Annotated in this window: 20 protein-coding genes; 1 reads left to right on the top strand and 19 read right to left on the bottom strand. The window is 32.5% G+C overall.

Annotation, left to right across the window (positions count from 1 at the left end; translation table 11 throughout):
• Nucleotides 1-2 precede the first annotated feature (2 nt).
• The 16 genes from Q1A73_RS02905 to Q1A73_RS02830 all read right to left on the bottom strand — a co-directional run bounded on the left by Q1A73_RS02905 (nt 3) and on the right by Q1A73_RS02830 (nt 17,927).
• On the bottom strand, nt 3-716 hold the full coding sequence (locus tag Q1A73_RS02905) for a methyltransferase domain-containing protein (RefSeq protein WP_299601340.1): 714 nt from the start codon (nt 714-716) through the stop codon (nt 3-5).
• Entirely contained in the window at nt 707-1,837 is a 1,131-nt protein-coding gene (locus tag Q1A73_RS02900) for an NAD(P)/FAD-dependent oxidoreductase (RefSeq protein ID WP_299601338.1), read from the bottom strand. Before Q1A73_RS02900 ends, Q1A73_RS02905 begins: the two co-directional genes overlap by 10 nt.
• A gap of 79 nt (nt 1,838-1,916) precedes the next feature.
• A complete protein-coding gene (locus Q1A73_RS02895; protein ID WP_299601336.1) occupies nt 1,917-2,525 on the bottom strand; it encodes an OmpA family protein in 609 nt (202 codons plus the stop codon).
• A gap of 116 nt (nt 2,526-2,641) precedes the next feature.
• Complete coding sequence (locus tag Q1A73_RS02890; RefSeq protein WP_299601333.1) at nt 2,642-3,124, bottom strand: lipocalin family protein; 483 nt, start codon at nt 3,122-3,124, stop codon at nt 2,642-2,644.
• 181 nt (nt 3,125-3,305) lie between these two features.
• Nucleotides 3,306-4,001 (bottom strand): OmpA family protein, encoded by a 696-nt coding sequence (locus tag Q1A73_RS02885; protein WP_299601332.1) that lies wholly within the window; start codon nt 3,999-4,001, stop codon nt 3,306-3,308.
• Nucleotides 4,002-4,017: 16 nt separating this feature from the next.
• Nucleotides 4,018-4,497 (bottom strand): lipocalin family protein, encoded by a 480-nt coding sequence (locus Q1A73_RS02880; protein ID WP_299601330.1) that lies wholly within the window; start codon nt 4,495-4,497, stop codon nt 4,018-4,020.
• 316 nt (nt 4,498-4,813) lie between these two features.
• The gene (locus tag Q1A73_RS02875; RefSeq protein ID WP_299601328.1) at nt 4,814-6,136 is read right to left on the bottom strand and encodes an MFS transporter; all 1,323 of its coding nucleotides are present in this window, start codon (nt 6,134-6,136) and stop codon (nt 4,814-4,816) included.
• Nucleotides 6,137-6,221: 85 nt separating this feature from the next.
• Entirely contained in the window at nt 6,222-7,043 is an 822-nt protein-coding gene (locus Q1A73_RS02870) for a M48 family metallopeptidase (RefSeq protein ID WP_299601325.1), read from the bottom strand.
• Between the two features lie 124 nt (nt 7,044-7,167).
• Nucleotides 7,168-9,567, bottom strand: coding sequence for a glycoside hydrolase family 31 protein (locus Q1A73_RS02865; protein WP_299601323.1), 2,400 nt, complete (start codon nt 9,565-9,567; stop codon nt 7,168-7,170).
• A 159-nt stretch (nt 9,568-9,726) separates the two neighbouring features.
• Complete coding sequence (gene glgB / locus Q1A73_RS02860; protein WP_299601321.1) at nt 9,727-11,637, bottom strand: 1,4-alpha-glucan branching protein GlgB; 1,911 nt, start codon at nt 11,635-11,637, stop codon at nt 9,727-9,729.
• Between the two features lie 65 nt (nt 11,638-11,702).
• Nucleotides 11,703-12,974 (bottom strand): glucose-1-phosphate adenylyltransferase, encoded by a 1,272-nt coding sequence (locus tag Q1A73_RS02855; RefSeq protein ID WP_299601319.1) that lies wholly within the window; start codon nt 12,972-12,974, stop codon nt 11,703-11,705.
• A gap of 5 nt (nt 12,975-12,979) precedes the next feature.
• The gene (locus tag Q1A73_RS02850) at nt 12,980-14,386 is read right to left on the bottom strand and encodes a glycogen synthase (protein WP_299601317.1); all 1,407 of its coding nucleotides are present in this window, start codon (nt 14,384-14,386) and stop codon (nt 12,980-12,982) included.
• Nucleotides 14,387-14,607: 221 nt separating this feature from the next.
• Nucleotides 14,608-15,450: a DNA alkylation repair protein gene (locus Q1A73_RS02845; RefSeq protein ID WP_299601315.1), complete on the bottom strand. Its 843-nt coding sequence runs from the start codon at nt 15,448-15,450 to the stop codon at nt 14,608-14,610.
• Between the two features lie 26 nt (nt 15,451-15,476).
• Nucleotides 15,477-15,788 (bottom strand): hypothetical protein, encoded by a 312-nt coding sequence (locus Q1A73_RS02840; protein WP_299601313.1) that lies wholly within the window; start codon nt 15,786-15,788, stop codon nt 15,477-15,479.
• Nucleotides 15,789-15,924: 136 nt separating this feature from the next.
• Nucleotides 15,925-16,605 carry a YafY family protein gene (locus Q1A73_RS02835; protein ID WP_299601311.1) on the bottom strand — a complete coding sequence of 227 codons (681 nt, stop codon included), beginning with the start codon at nt 16,603-16,605 and terminating at the stop codon, nt 15,925-15,927.
• An 8-nt stretch (nt 16,606-16,613) separates the two neighbouring features.
• Nucleotides 16,614-17,927, bottom strand: a complete 1,314-nt coding sequence (locus Q1A73_RS02830; RefSeq protein WP_299601309.1) for a cation:proton antiporter — start codon at nt 17,925-17,927, stop codon at nt 16,614-16,616.
• Nucleotides 17,928-18,087: 160 nt separating this feature from the next.
• Between Q1A73_RS02830 and Q1A73_RS02825 the strand changes: the two genes are divergently transcribed.
• Nucleotides 18,088-18,960: a pirin family protein gene (locus tag Q1A73_RS02825; protein WP_299601307.1), complete on the top strand. Its 873-nt coding sequence runs from the start codon at nt 18,088-18,090 to the stop codon at nt 18,958-18,960.
• 4 nt (nt 18,961-18,964) lie between these two features.
• Here Q1A73_RS02825 and Q1A73_RS02820 read toward each other — a convergent pair whose 3' ends face one another.
• The 3 genes from Q1A73_RS02820 to Q1A73_RS02810 form a co-directional block, all read right to left on the bottom strand.
• Nucleotides 18,965-19,558, bottom strand: a complete 594-nt coding sequence (locus tag Q1A73_RS02820) for a hypothetical protein (RefSeq protein ID WP_299601305.1) — start codon at nt 19,556-19,558, stop codon at nt 18,965-18,967.
• An 87-nt stretch (nt 19,559-19,645) separates the two neighbouring features.
• A complete protein-coding gene (locus tag Q1A73_RS02815; RefSeq protein WP_299601304.1) occupies nt 19,646-19,963 on the bottom strand; it encodes a hypothetical protein in 318 nt (105 codons plus the stop codon).
• A 30-nt stretch (nt 19,964-19,993) separates the two neighbouring features.
• A complete protein-coding gene (locus tag Q1A73_RS02810; RefSeq protein WP_299601302.1) occupies nt 19,994-21,214 on the bottom strand; it encodes a radical SAM protein in 1,221 nt (406 codons plus the stop codon).
• Nucleotides 21,215-21,296: the final 82 nt, after the last annotated feature.

Genomic DNA, 21,296 nt, shown 5'->3' with positions numbered 1-21,296 from the left:
TTTTACTGATTAATAATCCATCGGTATCGAAAGGCCCATTTCCAATCTAATCGATGCTGTTTTAAACCAAGATCCTTGGCAAAACGAAGTAATTCCCTTCTTTTAAAACCTCTTTTTATTGATACCAAACCATCATTTTTTGCTATATATCCTTTTATAAAGAAAAAACTAAATAGCTTAAATAAATAATAAGACAACCGAGTTCTATGGATATCATTAATAATAACTGCTTCAGAGGCTAACTCCAGTCCTTTACTAATTACTTTCTTAATATCCTTATCTGTAAAATGATGTAATGTCAGTGTGCAAATAATAATATCGCAAGAAAATTCTCCTTTATTCAAGGTTAATATATCTTCTTTGTAATATTTAATATCTGTATTAGAACCACTTAAATTTCTTGCTTGTAATAGACATTTATCATGATTATCCACACCAATTAATCTGGCATTTATATCATTCTTTTTTAAGATGTTAGCCAACTTCCTTAACATTTCTCCATCACCACAACCAAGATCCATTATAACATACTCCTTTGATGGTATATTCTTCTTTTTAATAATCTCTAATACTGCATCTATAGTGATAGCATTACCACCTAACATTTTATTTACTTTAGCGATATCCTCCAAAGCTACAGAAAGATCTTTTTCATTAACTTCTGGATTATCCATAAGCTCTGGTTCATTACTTCTATATGTAAGATCTATGAGCATACCAATGGTTTTCCATGTGTTTGTTTGATAATTTCTGGTACTATAGCAGGAATGGTTTTAGCTACTTTTTGAGCTATTTGCTGAAATCCGTTATGCAATAATACCTTTTGTAGTACTCTTCCAGCATACAATCTTTTAGAAAATGCTTTATTCCATTCTTTGGCATACATTAGTTCCATCTCTTGTCTGCTATACTGTTTAGAGACATTATTTGCTACAAACAAGTCACATAAAATCTTTGCACTTTGGATTGCCATAGCCATTCCGTTACCGCACAATGGATGAATCAACCCAGCAGCATCTCCAATCATAAAGACACCTTGTTCTAAAGGCTTTTTGGGATCAAAATTAATTTGACTTATTGTTATATGTTTTCTAAAGAGCATTTCAGAATTTTCAAAAAAGTCCTTCAAATAGGGATTCTTATAAAGAATATTTTTTTCAAAACTCACTATGTCTTTATACTTTTTAAAACTTTCATAATTCACTAAATAGCAGGCATTCACAGCATTATTTTCCACTACCGACAAACCACAATAACCACCTTCAAAATTATGTAACGCTACAGTATCTGAATCAAATTTTGAACCATAATGTGCTTTTACTGCCAACCATGGAGATTTTCTTTGACTGAAATCACGATGTAAATTTTTATCTAATATTGATCGTTTTCCATAAGCTCCTATTACATAATCCGTATAGAATATTCCATTATTAGAAGTATGAACAAGAAATGTGTCTCTTTGAAAATCTACATTTATTACCTGATCATTTATAAGTTGAACTCCTAATTTTTTAGCAGTTATCCATAAATGATGATCCAAACGATATCTACTTACTCCAAAACCTCCTAAAGGCAATTTACTTTTAATCAATTTCCCGTTTTTGGTAGATATCTGTAACTGTGAAATGCCAACTATATCTAGATCTTTCAATTTAATACCTAAAAAATCCAAATACGGAACGACTTCATTAGAAATGTATTCTCCACATACTTTGTGCTTAGGATAGGTTTCTTTCTCAATTAAAGTAACGGGTATTTGCATCTTAGCTAAGTGAATAGCGCTCGTTAATCCAGCCAAACCGCCTCCTATAATTACTATGTGTGAATTATGAATCATTGATTGAAGATACACAAATTTTGAGCATAAAAAAATCCCGAACTATCAGTCGGGATTTATTATTCTAGATTACAATATGTTACTCTTTTATTTGAGCAACAGCTTGTCTACGTAGCTCTTCATTAGGTGAAATTGTTACTTCTACTCTTCTGTTTTTTGATTTACCTTCTACTGTAGTGTTATCATATTTGGGTTGAGATTCACCATAGTATCTTACTGTAAATCGTTGTTCATCAATCCCTTGTTCTACTAAGTATTCTTTTACCGAATGTGCTCGATGTTTTGATAACACAAAATTAGATTCTTCTTTACCTACGTTATCCGTATGTCCTTCTATTAAGATATTAGAATATGGATATTCTTTTAAGATGCTAGCTAATTTATGGATTGTTTCCTTGGATGATGTATTCAAATCATGCTTATTTGTTTCGAAGTAAACACCACTTTCTTCGTCAAACACGATATTAATATCCTCTTCTACTCGTTGTACCACTACACTAGGCATTTCTTCTTCAATTTTTTTAGCTTGTTGATCCATTTGATTTCCAATAATACCTCCTACGGTAGCTCCGACCATACCTCCTATTACAGCTCCTAGCTCAGTATCATCGACTTGGTTACCGATTACTCCTCCAATCACTGCTCCACCAGCAGCACCAATTAATCCTCCTATTTCAGAGTTTTTCATAGTTTTACAACTTCCAAAAACTAAAATAAATAAAAATAGAAAGCTGATTTTTTTTGTGTGTTTGATCATCTGTGATTTCATTATGTGAGTTTTATATTTGTTGGTAATAATTAATTCTATAGCTTCTGAAAATTGAGCTTTACAGTAAATTTCTGACCATCTACAATCATATCATACGTCCAAACCATATTAGTTCCGTCAAGCTCGTATAATTGCATTCGATACCCTTTATTGTTTATAGTACTTTTCATTTTACTATCTACAGGTTTTAGTAAAATACTATGCGTATATCCTTGTAATTCATTTGGAATGGACCAAATAAAATTGAAAACTCCTTTTTTAAGACAAGTCGATCCCGATAAGGAATAGCTACCTGTATGATTATTAGCTATAAACTCCCAGTTAGTATCTTCGAGACAGGATAAAGGAATGTTATCAAGAATACTTATTTCATAAGTTCCCTTGCTATCTGTTTCATAATTGATAGTTTTTAAGATCCATACACCATTCATCGAAATCTTAGTAGTTCTTATAAATTTAGTTGTAGAACCACAGCTTGATAGTAGTATTGCAAATAGTATAAAACGAAGTGTTTTCAAAGTAAAGGTTTAAAGAGTTTATGTGAATAAAATACCCTACAAATATCCTCTTATAATACTCTTTAAACTACATCATATATGGTGAAAATTACATCACGGAATACAGTGTAAGAAAAGGTTTATAAAGAAAAATCCCTAACAAATACTTGTTAGGGATTCTCTTTATCTAGTGTAAAAAGTACTAGTCTACTTTCTGTTTAGCGTCTTCAATCATTTTGTCATTGGCCATTACTCCAAATTCTACTCTTCTATTCTTCGCTCTTCCTTCGGCCGTTGAGTTATCATATTTAGGTAAGGTTTCTCCATGATAATAGGTTGTTAACCTTGTTTTACTAATTCCCTGAGAAATTAGGTAGTTTGTTACCGCATAGGCACGCTTTTTAGATAATTCTAAATTATAAGCATCATCACCAGAACTATCTGTATGTCCATCTACAATAATGTTTGTATCCGGATATTCTTTAAAAATACCTATTAATTTATTTAGGTTCTCCTTAGATTTTGTATTGATATCTGATTTATTAGTATCAAAATAAACTCCACTAGTTTCATCAAATATAATATCAATACCTTCTCCTACTCTAGTAACTTCTGCTCCTGGAATTTCTTCTTCTATTTTCTGAGCTTGTTTATCCATCTGCTTTCCGATTACTCCACCGGCTACACCTCCAACAACACCACCAATAATAGCTCCTAGAACGGAGTTCTCCTTATTACCAACATTATTACCTATTACTCCACCGAGTACTGCTCCAGTAGTTGTCCCGATAACGGCACCTTTCTGGGTGTTATTTGCATTTTGCACAGCATCACAACTACTTAAAATAATAAGCGTGGTTAATGCAATTGCAGTTAATTTTAAATTTGCTTTTATCATTGCTTTATGATTTGAGTTATTGTATTTTATTAAAGTCCATTGTAATAACAAATGGTTTTCCTTCTAGACTTACTGTCTGTGTCCAAGTCATGGTAGTGGCATCCAAATGCTTAAGCGTCATTCGATAGCCTTTGTTATTGTTTGTGCTTTTTTTCTTTTCATCAATTGGCTTGAATAAAAAACTATATTCACCATTTTCTGAAGGTTCTGGAATTGTAAACCTGAAATTTCTCGCCCCTGTAGATGTACATTGATTTTCATTTACAGTATACATCCCAGTATTATTATTTGGGATAAACTTCCAAATTCCACCTGTTAAACATTCTGCAGAAGCATCATTGTATAGCGTAACCTCAAAAACTCCAGAACGATCATATGATATCTTATCAAGTGACCATTCTCCTTTTAATGTTTTTTTGGCAGCAATTATCGTTTTCTGGCTTGCAGAACATGAAGCCAGAAGTACAACCGTGAGAATTAAAATTATTTTCTTCATCAATTTTATATTTACTTAAAGTTTGGTTTATTGGTTACATAAATTCAAATATCATAACACCTCAGATATTTTGATCATTTTAAAACATGAAAATTTGATATTATTCGATAAAAATCCCGAATCCTAGATGAACTAATATTAGTATTGTTATTTAGTTAAATAACGATATAAATAGGTTAATATTTTTTCTTAAGACATTTTTAAAAACAACTTAAAATATTTGTTAAGTGTCTGTAATAAGAATACTGCAAATGTAACTTAGCTTATAAATTGATACGTCCTCAAATGAAAGAATGTTTAGTTCGTATGCTAACTATTATTTCTCATTTCGAGGGACTCTGAATAAAAGAAATACTCCAATAACAAAGAATATAATAAAAAATAGAATTGAATATCGTACACTCCCGGTTACTTGTGCCACAAGTCCATAAGAAAACATTCCTATAACAATTCCAATTTTTTCGGAAACATCATAAAAACTAAAATAAGAAGCAGTATCTACTGCATTTTCTGGTAATAATTTAGAATATGTAGATCTTGATAACGCTTGTATTCCACCCATTATTAATCCTACTATTGCAGCAGCTACATAGAATTGACCAGGCGTAGTGATCGTATACGCGTATACACATATGATGATCCATATAATATTTATAACAATTAATGTTTTTATATTCCCGTATTTACCAGAAGCTTTAGAAGTAAGAAAAGCCCCTGCAATTGCTACCAACTGAATTAGAAGGATACTAATAATAAGTCCTGTTGTTGCATCTTGCTCTCCCCAATCCAATTCTTCTATTCCGAAATAGGTAGCTATTAACATTATCGTCTGAACAGCCATGCTATAAACAAAAAATGCAAATAAATAGCGTTTAAGTTTTATGTTATCTTTTAGTGCTCGCCAAATAGATTTTAGTTCTTTAAAACCATTAAATAATATATCTTTTGACAACTTATCCTTTTTGTTTCCTTTTGGGAGATAGTAGTACGTATACTGACTAAACCCTATCCACCATACTCCAACCATTAAAAAGGATAACCTTGTAGGTAATCCTTCATTTTCAAAACCAAACCAATCATATTTTAATATCATGATCAGGTTAATTATTAGGAGAATAACACTTCCTATATACCCTAAAGAATATCCTTTAGCACTTATAGCATCCTGTTGTTCTGGGAACGCTATATCTGGCAAATATGAGTTATAAAAAACAATACTTCCCCAAAAACCTATTAATGCTAATAGATAGCACAATAAACCAAAAAATAAATTCTCTAGGGAGAACCAATATAATCCAATACAAGAAAGTGCCCCTAAATAACAAAAGAACTTTAAAAAATTCTTTTTATTCCCTACATAGTCAGCAATACCAGAAAGAAAAGGACTTATAAATGATACAATTAGAAATGCTAACGCTGTTACATAACTAATAAGTGAATCATTATTAAAGTCTACACCCAAAAAAGTAACAGTATCACTAATGATATTATCATCATTATCACGTACGATTGTAAGTGCTCCCCAAAAAATTGGAAATACTGCAGATGAAATTGTTAAGTTGTATACAGAATTTGCCCAATCATAAAAAGCCCAGGCATTTAGTAATTTTTTATGTCCTTTTGGTAAACTATTTCCCATGTGCGAAAATTAAAAAAGCTGCTCTGGTTTGTCCAGAACAGCTTCTAAAATAGTTATTATCTTTTTAAGAAAGGATATTTTACAATTATTTAAAACTGGTAACCCCAAATTTTCTAGCTTCGGCCTTTGCAGCAGGAGCCCAAGCTGTAAGATTAGCAATTCTTGTATCGTTAGATGGATGTGTACTCATAAACTCTGGTGGTGCTTGTCCACCACTATTAGCTTTCATACGCTTCCATAATTCTGCAGCTTCGTCAGGATTATATCCTGCTATTGCCATTAAAGTTAATCCGATTTTATCAGCTTCTGTTTCATGACTTCTACTAAACGGAAGCATTACTCCGAATTGGCTTCCCAAACCAAAGGCTTGACCTACAATTTGTTGGGTTTGTTCATTCTGACCACTTACAGCCACAGCAGTCCCTACAGCAGCTATTTGCTGTAATTGACCTGCACTCATACGTTGTTGCCCGTGATTAGCAATTGCATGTACTACTTCATGCCCCATAATAGCTGCAACTCCTGTTTCGGTTTTTGCAATTGGTAAAATTCCTGTATAAAATGCTATTTTACCTCCTGGCATTGCCCATGCATTCACAGCATCATCTTCAATAAGAGCATACTCCCATTTATAATCCTTTAAATATCCCTGATGTCCATTAGCATTAAGCCATCTCTCCGCAGCAGTAGCAATTTTTTGCCCTACACGTTTGATCATTTCTGAATCTGAAGTACCATTTACCACTTTACTTTCTCCTAATACCTGATTATACTGAGCAAAAGCTGCAGGCAAAATCTGGGAGTTAGGTACCAAAGCTAACGTTTGTTTACCAGTAAATGGATTCGTTGCACACGAAAGGAAAAGAGCTATAGATCCTAATGCAACTATTACTTTTCTTTTTTTCATAATAAGTAAGGATAGATATAATTTTTGTAATATAAAATTACAAAATTCAATACACCCATTAGAATAAAAAGCTATCTAATTATACACAAAACTCTATATAAGACTATAAATTCCGATAAACTACTTATTCCGCAATAATATGAAGTTCTGTAAAGTCTTTAGGAACAACAATAGAGTTCTTATTAAACTTAAGATCACTTAGAGATACTTCTACATTATCTATTTCGATTTTTCCTATAGTAAAAGGTAACGCGATGAATTCTATATTCATATTTTCATATTCTGTAACATACGTTCCATTCTTATGTTGCTGAATAATGATTTCATTCTCTTTACCAGTAAAAGAAAAACTTCGTAAACTATATCTTCCTTTGGTATAATCATACCCATCTTGTGCGTCTTCATATACCTTAGAAACCTCTTTATTTCCTAGCTTAAAATATACTTCTAGTTTTAATTCTTCTATTTTCTTTTCTCCAACATATTGTTGAATTGGATATTTCGGAATAATTGCTCCTTCTTTTACAAACAAAGGAATTGTATCTAAATCAGCATCTACCCATTGTTCCATTCCTCCTTTTACATATTCACGCGTCCAATAGTTATACCAGTTTCCTCGCGGAATATACAGCCTTCTTCCTTTGGCATTTGGTTCTTGTACTGGGCATACTAAAATTTGATTTCCAAAAACAAATTCATCCGTTCTATAATGTGTTTGTGGATCCGTTTGATCATAAAGCACCAAGGATTTCAACATTGGAATTCCTTCTTCAGCGTATTCCCAGAACATTGTATATAAATACGGTAGTAATTGATATCTTAATTCTACATATTTTCTAGTAACATCAATCACTTCTTCTCCAAATGTCCAAGGTTCCTGATTACCATGGTCACCAGAGGAATGTGTTCTACAAAAAGGATGAAAAACTCCAAGTTGTATCCAGCGAGCATACAGCTCTCCGGTAGGATGTTCTGCAAAACCACCGATATCACTACCTGTAAAAGACATACCACTCATGCTCATACGTTGTGCTTGGATATTAGCAATCCAAAGATGTTCCCAAGTAGCTACATTATCACCAGTCCATGATGAAGTGTATCGTTGAGCTCCTGAATATGCTGATCTCGTAATAACGAAAGGCCTTTTTGGGTATGCAAAACGTTTAATTCCTTCATAAGTAGCTCTGGCCATCTGAGTACCATAAATGTTATGAGCTTTTCTATGGCTACATGGATTACCATCATAAAAATGACGAACATCATCGGGGAATGTCTTTCCTGGAACCTCCATAACAGCAGGTTCATTCATGTCATTCCAAACTCCTTTAATTCCTATTTCATCAATTAATTCTTTAAAGAGACCTGCCCACCATTCTCTTACTTCTGGGTTGGTAAAATCTGGAAAATAACATTCTCCTGGCCAAACTTTCCCTCTCATGTAAGGGCCATCGGCACGTTTACAGAAATAATCATTTTCCATAGCCTCCTGATATACCCAATATTGATCATCTATTTTAATCCCTGGATCAATTATAACAATAGTTTTGTATCCATCTTCCGCTAATTCATCTACCATGCGTTTTGGATCGGGAAAATATTCTTTATTCCAGGTAAAACATCTGAATCCATCCATGTAATCGATATCCAGATAGATAGCATCACAAGGGATTCTGAGTTCTCTAAATTTATTAGTAATCTCTTTTACTTTACTTTCGGGGTAATAACTCCATTTACACTGGTGATATCCCAAAGCCCATAAAGGTGGTAATTCTGGTTTACCAGTTAGATCTGTATATCGTGTTATTACATCCTGCATGTTTGGACCATAGAAGAAATAATAATTCATTTCTCCTCCATGTGCCCAAAAACTCGTTACATTACGACGTTCGTTACAGAAATCGAAGAAAGTTTTAAATGAATTATCGAAAAATATTCCATACGCTCTATCTTCATACATTCCTATATAAAAAGGAACACTTTTATATAACGGATCTTGATCCTTACCAAATGCATACTGATCTGTAGCCCAATTTTCTATTCGCTTCCCTTTTAAATTTAGATGCATTGGTTTATCTCCTAAACCATAGTAACATTCACCTTGAGGAGCGGATTTACTCATCTTCACAATATTACCTCCATACTCATAGCTTTGCTCCCAGTGAAAACCCCAATCGTCTTTGCAAATCACATTACCTTCTCTATCGCTTATGGTAACCTGAATATTTGATTTAGCAATTTTGATAATTACCTTTTTGGTAACAATATTATAAGAATCGTCTAATTCTTCTACAGCCAATTCACTATAGCCTCTAACACCTTTTTCACTGATAGCATAAGAAAAATCTTTCTCAAAATTATTATCCGTAGCATATCTGAAACGAATAACACTACCGCGTAAAATCGTAACTTGTAGAATTACTCCATTTTCGGTTGTAAAATTTATCTTATCTACATTTTGAGAAAAAGAGACAATCTTTCCTGGAAATAGATTTCCTTTTATTTCTAATTCGGTATTAGTAATCATAGCTTAGTTGGTTTCTTTGCTGTATTAGTATTGTAAAAAAACAATATCTATCGCAATAATTAAATTGTTTTATCGAGTATTTATCAAGAATATTTTACGAAAACGTTTGAAACAATATTCTGTTAACAATTGTTTAATATTGAAACTCAAACATCTATTCTAGTTATCAAATTTATATACTACAGCTCCTAAAGGTGGAATTGTAATTTCCGCAGAATAATCTCGGTAATGCCAGTCTTTTGATTCTATTTTTATTTTTGACGCTTTAAAATTTCCTGTTCCTCCATATTTGGTATCGTCGCTATTAAAAATTTGCTTTAAAGTACCTTTCATAGATATACCAATACGATAATCTTTTCTAGGAACTGGAGTAAAATTACAGGCTATAACTAATGCCTCTTTATCATTATGGCCTTTTCTAACATAGGTAATTACAGAATTTTCATGATCATCATAGCTAATCCACTCAAAACCATCCGCATCAAACTGTTTTTCATATAACGCTGGATTTTCTTTATATAATTTATTTAGATCGGTAATAAGGTTTTGAACACCAGAATGATAATCATATTGTAATAAGTGCCAGTCTAAACTACCCTGAAAATTCCATTCGTCATGCTGTCCAAATTCTGCCCCCATAAATAGCAAATTGGTTCCGGGATGCGTAAACATATAGCTATATAGGAGCCTTAGGTTTGCAAATTTTTGCCATTCGTCACCAGGCATTCTACCAATAATGCTCCTTTTTCCATATACAACTTCATCATGTGATAATGGAAGCAAGAAATTTTCGGTAAAGGCATAGGTCATACTAAAGGTTAGATCATTCTGATGATGTCTTCTATGAATTGGCTCTTTACCCATATACAACAATGTATCATGCATCCAACCCATCATCCATTTCATGCCAAATCCTAGCCCACCCACAAAAGTTGGTTTGGATACCATTGGAAATGAGGTAGATTCTTCTGCTATGGTTTGTACATCTGGAAAACTTCTATAAACCTCTTGATTTAATTCTTTCATGAAATCAATCGCCTCTAGGTTTTCTCTTCCACCAAATATATTTGGCTCCCATTCTCCATCTTCTCTGGAATAATCAAGAAATAACATAGAAGCCACTGCATCTACACGTAATCCATCTGCATGATATTGATCTAACCAAAATATAGCATTACTTATCAAAAAGCTTTTTACTTCATTTCGTCCGTAATTAAATATCAGACTTTTCCAATCTGGATGATATCCTTTTCTTCTGTCAGGATGTTCATATAAACAAGATCCGTCGAAAAAACCTAAACCGTGACCATCTTCTGGAAAATGTGATGGTACCCAATCTAATAGGATCCCAATGTCATTTTGATGTAGTTTATCTACTAATAGTTTGAACTCTTCAGGATATCCAAATCTAGATGTTGGAGCAAAATAACCTGTAAGCTGATATCCCCAAGACGGATCATAAGGATACTCCATGATAGGCATTAACTCTACATGAGTAAAATTCATTTTTTTCACGTAGGCAACTAATTCATCCGCCAATTCGTAGTATGACAAGGATCTATCTTCTTCTATTTTTCTTTTCCAAGAACCTAAATGAACCTCATAAACAGAAAAAGGAGCATCGATTGCATTGTTCTTTTTCCGTTTTTTCATCCATTCAGAATCTTTCCAGTCATATGAATCTTCCCAAACTACTGATGCTGTTTTAGGAGGATGCTCATATCTACGTGCATAAGGGTCTGCCTTCTCGGTAATCACACCATTATGATGAGAATGAATTTTATATTTATAAATATTTCCTTTTCCAACTTCTGGAATAAAACCTTCCCAAATTCCTGAGGCATCCCAACGAACATTGAGTTGATGTTCATTTTCATTCCAAAAATTAAAATCTCCAATGACAGATACGGATTTAGCTGAAGGGGCCCATACAGAAAAATAAGTTCCCTTTACACCATTCAACGTTATGATATGAGAACCAAATTTTTCATATAACCTGAAGTGCTTTCCAAGTTTAAAAAGATCTATATCAAATTCAGAAAATAAACTATGTACTATAACTTTACTCATAAAAGGTAATCATGATATGAGTGCATATCATATTTAGCTAAATAGAATTTCTATTTAGTAGGTTATTAAATTTTGAAATTATCTGGGATGATAGTCCCTTTTCTAAATACTACTATACCATCTTTGATAACAAATCGATCATCTTCGGTATCTTTTAAATGTGAACCTCCATTTACAATCACGTTATTACCAATTCTACAGTCCTTATCTATAATTGCATTATTGATGTTGCAATTTTCACCCACACCAATAAAAGGTCTATTTTCTTTGGAATCAGTTTCTAATTCTTCCAGATCTTGATATCGATCACTACCGATCATATAGGTGTTTTTAATCACTGTATTTTTACCAATTCTCGATCGAATTCCGATTACAGACTGTTCAATTTCTTTTGCTTGTATCAGACATCCTTCAGCAATCATTGCTTTATCTAAGCGTGTACCAGATATTTTTGACGGTGGTAGAATTCGCGGTCTGGTAAGTATATTACGCTCATTATCGAATAAATCAAACTTTGGAATGTCATTGGCCAACTCTATATTAGCTTCAAAAAAGGAAGCAATAGTACCTATATCTGTCCAATATCCTTCATATTGATACGCCAATACTTTATGTGTATCTATAGATTGTGGAATAATCTCTTTTCCGAAATCGATTCTCGATGGATCTGATAGAAGTTCTACCAATAATTGCCTGTTAAATATATAAATCCCCATAGAAGCAAGGTACTCACGCCCTTCATTTTTCATCTCATCACTTACTTCTGATTCCCAACCAGGCAATTTATCCGTACTTGGCTTTTCTGTAAACGAGCTAATAAAACTCTCATTATCAGTTTTTAATATACCAAAACTAGTAGCATCCTTAGCGTTAACGGGTAAGGTAGCAATAGAAATATCAGCACCCTTTTCGATATGCGCAGAAATCATTTCATTAAAATCCATTTGATATAATTGATCTCCTGATAGAATCAGCGCGTACTCAAAATCATGATTTAAAAAATGATGCATAGATTGCCTTACTGCATCTGCTGTACCTTGAAACCACGTTTTATTATCTGGTGTTTGCTCTGCAGCCAATACATCTACAAAAGCTTGGCTAAAAGAACTGAATATATAGGTGTTTTTAATATGACTATTTAATGATGCAGAATTAAACTGAGTTAAAACAAACATCCTTTTGATATCGGAATGTATACAATTGGTTATAGGAATATCAACTAAGCGGTATTTACCGGCTATAGAAACCGCAGGTTTTGATCTACTTTCCGTTAAGGGAGATAATCTGGTTCCCTGTCCTCCTCCAAGGATAATCGCAAGGACTTTTTTGTTAATCATTGTGGTTATTTTAAAGATTTATATAATTCTATGTATTTGCTCGCTGAATTATTCCAAGAATGATCAATTTTTACAATCTCTTTTTGTTTCTCTCTATAGTATTTTTGATTCTCGTAAAATTCAACTCCCCTTTTAATTGAATTATACACATCCTGAACATTTACTTGGTCATGACAGATCCCAAAACCGTCATCACCAATATCGATAATCGTATCCTTAAGTCCTCCAATTCTTCTAACAATCGGAATAAGTCCATATCGTAAGGCATACATTTGATTTAAACCACAAGGTTCTACGCGCGAAGGCATTAATAAAAAGTCTGCTCCTGCATAAATGATATGAGAAAGCTTCTCATCATATCCAATATAGGTGTTATACGAATCAGGAAATTCTTCTTTTACACTTCTCAGTCTATTTTCTACTTGGTGATCACCAGATCCCAATATCAAAATATTCACATCTAAATTACGAAGTGTTTCTAAACATATATCTGGTAAAAGATCAGCACCTTTTTCATACACTAATCTTCCTATAAAAGCAAATAACGGTTTCTCTGCATCCAATCCAAACTCATCACATAACCATTTTTTATTCGCTTTTCTACCAGAAACAATATTCTTATCTCCATAATTTTTTATAATCATTGGGTCCGTTTCTGTATTCCAGATCGTATGATCGATACCATTTAAGATACCAACACATTTATCTTTTTCATGATGCAAAAGACCTTCTAATCCGTTTGCTTTTGATTGTAATTCCTCCATATAACTAGGAGAAACTGTAGTTACTCTCCAAGCACATTTAATTGCTGTAGCTAATGGATTAATACATTGATCCCAATCCAACAACCCTATATTATGCAGATCAAATTGCGGAATATAATCTAATTTATCATAGGAAAACCAACCTTGATACTGTGCATTATGGATGGTGAGAACTGTAGGGATATCTATTAATTCCTGAAAGTCGGGAACTTGAGATACCAAAAAAGGAATCAATCCAGTATGGTGATCATGACAATGAATAACATCAGGTTTTATCTCTTGATTACGAAGCCAAATGAGTATGGCTAATTGAAAAGCAATGAATCTTTCCGTGTCATCATCATAACTGTATACATTTGGACGGAATAATAACTCTTTCTGATATACTAGATATATCTGAAAACCAAATTCTAATGATATTACCTTCTTAATGGTAAAATCATAATGATGTATTCCTAAATTGATTGTTTCGGAAAAGACATCTTCACAAACAAGCTGATGTACCTTATCATTATCGTAATATGGTAGTATTACTTCAGTATTACAATCTAGTTCATTTAAATATTTAGGAAGCGAACCCACCACATCTCCAAGACCACCGACTTTTGCTAAAGGGTAACATTCTAAACTAGTATAAAGTACTTTCATTACTTACTCTTTTCTACTTCTAAAATTATGAAATAGGTCTATTGTTAATAACTTCGATAAGGAGTTTAAATCTATAAAAATCCTGAAAACATTTACCTATAAAAACTTTAAAAAGAATAAGATTTAATAGTAATTTAATAATTATTTAGTGTATTAATTCGCTATTTTATAATAATATGATAATCTTTGAAAATGTGGTGATGGTTAACAACTATTTTTTATTATTTATTAATTGACCGCAAGCCTTTTTTGACAATATACTTAGTCTCTTTAGTCTTGGATTCTGTTTCCCATTGATTGCAGATCTTTGTAACCCATTTTGGTTGTGTTTTACTTGCATCATTTAACCAATTTCCTATTGCATCTCTTACATATTTTGAAGGATCCGATTTTAATGGTTCCAAAACACTTAAAGCTTTTTCTGGAGATTCTTTAAGTTCATCGATTTTTTTCGTCCATACTCCAATAGGTCTTATCGTTTCTACCGCATATCTTCTAATATTCTCATCAGAATTTTTAACCCAATTGGATAATATCATAATAGATTGATCTAAATCCTGAATAATATATTCTTTGGTTGCAAAAATGGCTACTTCTCTTACTCCAAAATGACGATCTGCAGCAAATGGTTTGATCGTATGTAATCTTTCTGTTATAGACATATCAGTCGCCCCATAATACTGCGCCGCCCAACATCTGGGTATATCTGAAATATGATTTGAAAGATAATTTATAATACCTGGATCATTGGTGAGCTGCATAAATGTAGCTCCAATAACCTTGGTATTAGAATTTGCTGTTGGTTTCTTTTGATTAGATACAGCTTCATAAAAACTATCATACCAATTTGATTTATCTAATTCTTCTAATACTAGTTTTAATAAATGTAATTGATCAACTGCTAACCATTCGATCAAATTTGCTGTTTCTATTAAACCTTTATTTAAATACTCCAGAACTTCTGGGTTAAGATCTTTAGTACTTCTCGCTCCTTTTCTTTGTAAAATATGTTCAGGAATCATTCTACTGGTAATCTGTGAAATTGGTTTTAATTCTGCTAACATGGTTGTGTGGTTTAAAGATATGGTTATTATTCGAATTGGTTAAAAACATCTAAATGATACATTTGCATAGTTTCTGGTTTGATAATTTCGAATATTGCAACAGCTTTAGGGTTTTTCATAATATCTTCGGATGCTTTTTTTGCAGCATTAGCATCTCTCCAATATAACAGATCAATAAATTTTCCATCTTCATTACTTGCGGTAGTTCTATCTATAAAACCATCATATAGTTTTATGATATCATTTAAAGAGGTCAAGGCTTCTTTGGCTTGTTTTGTAGAATACTCTGGATTGACTTCAAAGAGCACTACTTCCATGGTGTACGGTTTGTTTTTCATAAGGTGTTGGTTTTGACTAAATATACTTGCGCAGCATAAAAACAGACTAAGCATAACAGTGTGAATTAAGTGATACATGTTTTAATTTTTATCAAAACTAAATACCACATATGACAACCTTATGTCAGTAGGATTACTAGTGTTCTCTATATTTTTTAAAATAATCTTCTAGAGTGAATAATTTTGGAGGAAATATCTCTGAAGTTTCTATAAGATTTACAATACGATCCGTTCGGAATTCTCGATAATCATTACGTAATCTACAGAAAGCAATCATTACCCAAATAGTATTAGTAAAATATACCCCTAAAGGCTCTACAGTTCTTTTTGTAAATTCTTGAGAAGCCGCAGTGTACTGAATTTCTAAAACCCTTAAATCTGTAATCGCTTGTTGTATTACCGATAAATAGGTGCTTTCTGGTGATTTCCTAAAAGGCGGACTTACAATCCTTTGTTCTAGTAATTCTAATTTTTCCTTTTGCGAAGTGTTTAAAATTGCTTTTACTTTTTCTACCACTTCATTATAATCCGCGATTAAAGATGCATCATTATTAGTCTCTATAATCTTAGCAGCTGTGATTAAAGCATTCGCCTCTTTTTCTGTAAACATAATGGGCGGTAATGAATATCCATCTACTAAGTAATATCCCGTTCCTGCTTCAGCGCCAATAGGCACTCCTGCATCGGACAAGGCTAGCATGTCTCTATAAATAGTACGTATACTTACATCAAATTTATCCGCTAAATCAGCAGCTTGCACTATTTTTTTGGATTGTAGTTTTACTAAAATCGCAGTTAATCGATGTAATCTTTTCATTATGAAACTTATTCTGGAGTTTCACCTTCTTCATCAGAAGAGTGTTCAATTTCACTAAGATCTGTCGTAGTATCCATAATATAAGCAACTTCTGCATTGGCAGCTTCCTCTATTTGTTCTGGAGTTAACTCATCTTCATTCGTACTCTTATCGCGGATCATTCCACCGGTCATAATCAAACTTGTTCCTATTATTACAAATAACAAAATACCAGGTTCAAATCCAGGGATAATAGCTTCTGCTGGAATTGCATAAAATAATAAAACAGTTATTAAACCTCTGGGAGCAATAAACAACTGTGGTGATATATCTTTACCTACAAATATTCTCAATAGTACATATCGTATTGCGTAAATGGATATAATTATCAATATGCTTATCAGCGCTACTTTCAAATTTAACAGCGAAGATAATGTTATTGTAATTCCAAAAATTACGAAAAACAATGTTCTTACCACAAAGGCTGTTTCTGCGGTAATTACATGTAGCTCATGATATATAGCCTTGGCCTTTTCATAGTCTAGGAGGTTTTCCAATTTCCACTGAAAAAACAGTTTCATATTGGCTATAACCAATCCAAAAATTAGAATGATAATAAGCGATGATAAATGCATCTTCTTTCCTAATCCATATAATAACAATAGTACTGCAATCAATAAGAACAGTTTTACCTGACTCTTAATTTTTTGAAAAATTAAAATGATACCGTAACTAGCTATCAACGAAATGATGATGGTAAGGATTAGGTTAAATGCAAAACCTGCCACGCCCGCATCCTCGGCAGGATTTAACTTTCCTGTTAAGAAATAGAACATCATGATTCCCAGAATATCCGAAAATGTACTTTCATATACATGAAATTCTTTTTTTGCTTCTGATAATCCCGCAACACTAGGAATTATAATCGCACTAGATAAAATAGACAATGGTGTAGCGTATAACAATGCAGATTGCATTGTCATACCGTCAATTAACGCTTTTAAAACAACAGCCGCAACATAAGCCGAAGCCACTAAACCTATTAAGGCAATAGCTAAGGATTTTAAAATAGGAACCAATTTTTCCCGTTTTAATTTTAATTCCAAAGCAGCTTCTAAAACGATCATTATTAGCCCAATAATTCCTAAAACTTCTAACATTGGAAAGAAATTAAAAGAACCTTCACCAAATGCTTTGATCGCATACTGGATAACAACTCCCAATATAATAAGCATTAAAACTGCCGGTATTTTGGTTTTTTTTGCTATTCCATTAAAAATAAAAGATAAAATAAGTACTAAAGATACTTCTATAATCAGGTTATAAGAAGAAAAAATTTCCATTGGTTGGTTTAGGTTGTTTAAGATTGCTTCGGAAAAGATAGTAAAATAATTTCACCTACTTCACGTACTATTTTTTTAAAGAATGACTTAATAAATTTTTAACGTATTACCTATCCTAAAAAGTGTATTTTACCAAAACTATTCGCAAAAAATAAAGCAAATGTCTAATCAAGGATTGATAATTGAAGAACGTAGCCGTGATATTGGTGATTTTCTAGTAGGAAGATTAATACCATTTAGAAAAAAAAGAATGGTTGGTCCTTTTATATTTATTGATCATATGGGTCCTACTATTATTAAAAACGGAAAATATATGGATGTTGATCAACATCCACATATCGGATTATCAACGTTAACGTATTTACTAGACGGCGAAATTATGCATAAGGATAGTATTGGTACGAACCAGCGTATTTCTCCTGGCTCGGTAAATTGGATGGTTGCCGGAAAAGGTGTAACTCATACCGAAAGAACTCCAGATGATATGAGAGATGGTACAGAGTTTTTAGCACATGGATATCAAATTTGGGTTGCATTACCTAAACACCTGGAAGAAATAGAACCAGAATTTCATCATATAGATAAAAAAGAACTTCCTTATTGGAATGACCATGATACAGAATTTAGATTAATTGCAGGAAAAGGATATGGAAAACAATCTCCGCTACCAGTGCATTCAGAACTTTTTATGATTGAAATAAAAAGTACAGAACGATATGAGCTGCAAATAAAAGGTGAATTAAAAGGTGAAATAGGGATTTGTATAGTAGAAGGTGAAATAGGTGCTTGTGATTCCATTATTGGAAAAGGAAATATGCTAGTGTCCAAAATTGAAGACACCTGCTCTATAGTATTAGAACCGCACACCCATGTTTTATTATTTGGTGGTGAGCCGTTTCCTGAAGAAAGGCATATTTACTGGAATTTTGTTTCTTCGAGTAAAGATCGATTAGAAGAAGCAAAAGAAAAATGGAGAAACAAACAATTCCCAAAAGTCAATGGTGATGATACTTATGTAGTTATGCCAGAATAAATAACTAACCTGCAGCTAATTCGCGTCTTATATCTTTCAAGCTTTTGTTGGTGTTTACCAATTCTAAAATGATTTCTTTACGAAATTCATCTAGATCATCATAGTCATAGTATTTTGCCCATTTGTGATCTTCCAAAAGCGTTTTAATCTGTTTTATTAGTTTACGGGTTGCATCTACAGGTCTTATTATAGCTATTTGATCATAATCAGGATTGTCCTTGTGCTTGTAACTAACAGTTTTGGTTTCGAAATTAACAGATACATAGTAGGCATCAACATCCTCACTCAGGTTTTCTCTAAAGTCTGTCCAATCGGCGTAACCTAATCTAAGGTCATCAATTTCTACAGGTATTTCGGATACTAATCGCCAGTTACATTTAGCAGCTCTTCCCCAATGATTCGACAATCGATAAACACCGTTTGTAGTATAATAATAGGTACTACCTGATTCACTGCGATAATGTGGTTTTCTCCTAGATATTTCTCTTAATCGAACTCCTCTAAAAACACAGTATGTATTCTTAAAAAAGTTATTTCTGGTAAATTTCTTTACTTTCGCTACTTGTTCTTCCAATGACTTTAATTTTTCCGAGAGCAAAGAAATTATTTTTTGAGAAGAAAAGAAAAACAAGTTTTTAACAGCATATTGTTAGAAAATTAAATACTCATTTCTAAATATGTTAATTCATGCAGGGTTATTTTTTTTACCAAAAATTAAAAACATACAATAACCGGCTACATTTCCTATAAAAATCCCAATATAATGTGGTACAGCGAAAAAAGCTTCATACCACCAACCTATTCTTTTTCCGAATTTTCTAGTACACGCTCTTCCTATATAAGACATTCTCCACCAATGGATTGTTTTTTTTCCATCACGACCATCACGATATACTTCTTTGCCTGTTGTATATACACATCTTAAGTGTCCTCGTAAACTGCATTGATCTACAATTGCAAATTCTCCCATTGAATTCTTTTGCTTTTCAATTTTGTTTCCCATCTGGTAAAAATTTTATTTCAAAATATCAATTTATTTTCCATAAGTAGCGAAATACTCCAGATCACTTTTATATTGTGAAGATCCTAACTCTTGTCTATCAAGAAAAGACCATATCTCTTCACTTTTCATTTGATCCACTTTCTCATTAGCAAATAGATCTGGAAAAAGAATCATCAATTTGTTCTGAATGTAAGCCGTAAACTTTATCAGATCCTTACAATATACGGATACATTGTCAAAACCATTTTCTTTTTTAAATCGATGTACCAATCTTCCACCTTGGCATATTTCCATAATAGGACAACTAAGACATTTTGAATTTAATTTTGTTGTACTATCCTCAAAATACAATTTCCCTAGTGGTGATTTTTTAATATCCGAAAAATTATGAGTATTAATATTCATACCTGTTTTCGTAAAGCCATGCCCGCATGCTTTTAAAGAATCAATTGCTTCAATTTCTCCGTTAGTCTCGATTACCAATACTGTAGATTCATTATTAGTATGCTCCGTAGTTCCTAAAAGTCGATTTATTAAACCAGCAAACATGGGTATCTGATATCTTTCTGAATCTTCTATCCAAAGATCAAATAGTTGAATCAACCAATCTGCCATAATCGTTTTTGTTTTATCGAAAGGAAATGTATCATGTGTAAAATCAGGAATTAAAAAGTTAACCGAATTTACATTCATATCTTTAAAACTATTATAAATGTATTGAGGATCCTCTTCTACATTGATTACACATACTGTGTCAGCGTATCCTATATGTTCTTTTAGTATTTGGACTGATTTAAAAACACGATCATAACTTCCTTTTCCTTTATGATCTTTTCGATACATATCATGAGCTTTTTTTGTCCCATCTACACTAACACTAGGATAAATATTTAATTCTCTAAACAAAGAACACCACGATTTATCGATCAAAACTCCGTTCGTTTGTATATCATATTTAAAGATTACGTCGGATAGTTGTTGATTTAATTTGTTTGCCTTTTTAATAAAATAACTGTAAAACTTTTTATCTATCAATAAAGGTTCTCCTCCATGAAAGATAAATGAAAACTCTTTCTTTTTATATTTAAGGATATATTGTTTTGTTTTATCCAAAATTTCATCAACTAGCTCATAGGACATGAATTTTGGTTGCTGTTTATATGTAGTATCACCAAGATTATACATAAAACAATAGGAGCAATTAAGATTACATCTGCTTGCTACTTTTAGAATTAGCGCATCGAATTTCATAAAGATATTTTAATTAGAATCAATAGGTGCGAAAAATGTACTAAGCGAAGCATAGTGATGAAAATGTACAAGTTTACTATAC

The organism is uncultured Aquimarina sp. (assembly GCF_947492115.1).
Taxonomy (GTDB): Bacteria; Bacteroidota; Bacteroidia; order Flavobacteriales; family Flavobacteriaceae; genus Aquimarina.
Note: the sequence above shows the minus strand (reverse complement) of the source record. Positions and strands in the feature narration are given on the sequence as shown.

Bases quoted from the DNA above. Each gene is read 5' to 3' on its own strand.
- Q1A73_RS02905 (WP_299601340.1), bottom strand. From the start codon at position 716: ATGCTCATAGATCTTACATATAGAAGTAATGAACCAGAGCTTATGGAT.
- Q1A73_RS02900 (WP_299601338.1), bottom strand. From the start codon at position 1,837: ATGATTCATAATTCACACATAGTAATTATAGGAGGCGGTTTGGCTGGA.
- Q1A73_RS02895 (WP_299601336.1), bottom strand. From the start codon at position 2,525: ATGAAAAACTCTGAAATAGGAGGATTAATTGGTGCTGCTGGTGGAGCA.
- Q1A73_RS02885 (WP_299601332.1), bottom strand. From the start codon at position 4,001: ATGATAAAAGCAAATTTAAAATTAACTGCAATTGCATTAACCACGCTT.
- Q1A73_RS02880 (WP_299601330.1), bottom strand. From the start codon at position 4,497: ATGAAGAAAATAATTTTAATTCTCACGGTTGTACTTCTGGCTTCATGT.
- Q1A73_RS02875 (WP_299601328.1), bottom strand. From the start codon at position 6,136: ATGGGAAATAGTTTACCAAAAGGACATAAAAAATTACTAAATGCCTGG.
- Q1A73_RS02870 (WP_299601325.1), bottom strand. From the start codon at position 7,043: ATGAAAAAAAGAAAAGTAATAGTTGCATTAGGATCTATAGCTCTTTTC.
- Q1A73_RS02865 (WP_299601323.1), bottom strand. From the start codon at position 9,567: ATGATTACTAATACCGAATTAGAAATAAAAGGAAATCTATTTCCAGGA.
- glgB (WP_299601321.1), bottom strand. From the start codon at position 11,637: ATGAGTAAAGTTATAGTACATAGTTTATTTTCTGAATTTGATATAGAT.
- Q1A73_RS02855 (WP_299601319.1), bottom strand. From the start codon at position 12,974: ATGATTAACAAAAAAGTCCTTGCGATTATCCTTGGAGGAGGACAGGGA.
- Q1A73_RS02850 (WP_299601317.1), bottom strand. From the start codon at position 14,386: ATGAAAGTACTTTATACTAGTTTAGAATGTTACCCTTTAGCAAAAGTC.
- Q1A73_RS02845 (WP_299601315.1), bottom strand. From the start codon at position 15,450: ATGTTAGCAGAATTAAAACCAATTTCACAGATTACCAGTAGAATGATT.
- Q1A73_RS02840 (WP_299601313.1), bottom strand. From the start codon at position 15,788: ATGAAAAACAAACCGTACACCATGGAAGTAGTGCTCTTTGAAGTCAAT.
- Q1A73_RS02835 (WP_299601311.1), bottom strand. From the start codon at position 16,605: ATGAAAAGATTACATCGATTAACTGCGATTTTAGTAAAACTACAATCC.
- Q1A73_RS02830 (WP_299601309.1), bottom strand. From the start codon at position 17,927: ATGGAAATTTTTTCTTCTTATAACCTGATTATAGAAGTATCTTTAGTA.
- Q1A73_RS02825 (WP_299601307.1), top strand. From the start codon at position 18,088: ATGTCTAATCAAGGATTGATAATTGAAGAACGTAGCCGTGATATTGGT.
- Q1A73_RS02815 (WP_299601304.1), bottom strand. From the start codon at position 19,963: ATGGGAAACAAAATTGAAAAGCAAAAGAATTCAATGGGAGAATTTGCA.
- Q1A73_RS02810 (WP_299601302.1), bottom strand. From the start codon at position 21,214: ATGAAATTCGATGCGCTAATTCTAAAAGTAGCAAGCAGATGTAATCTT.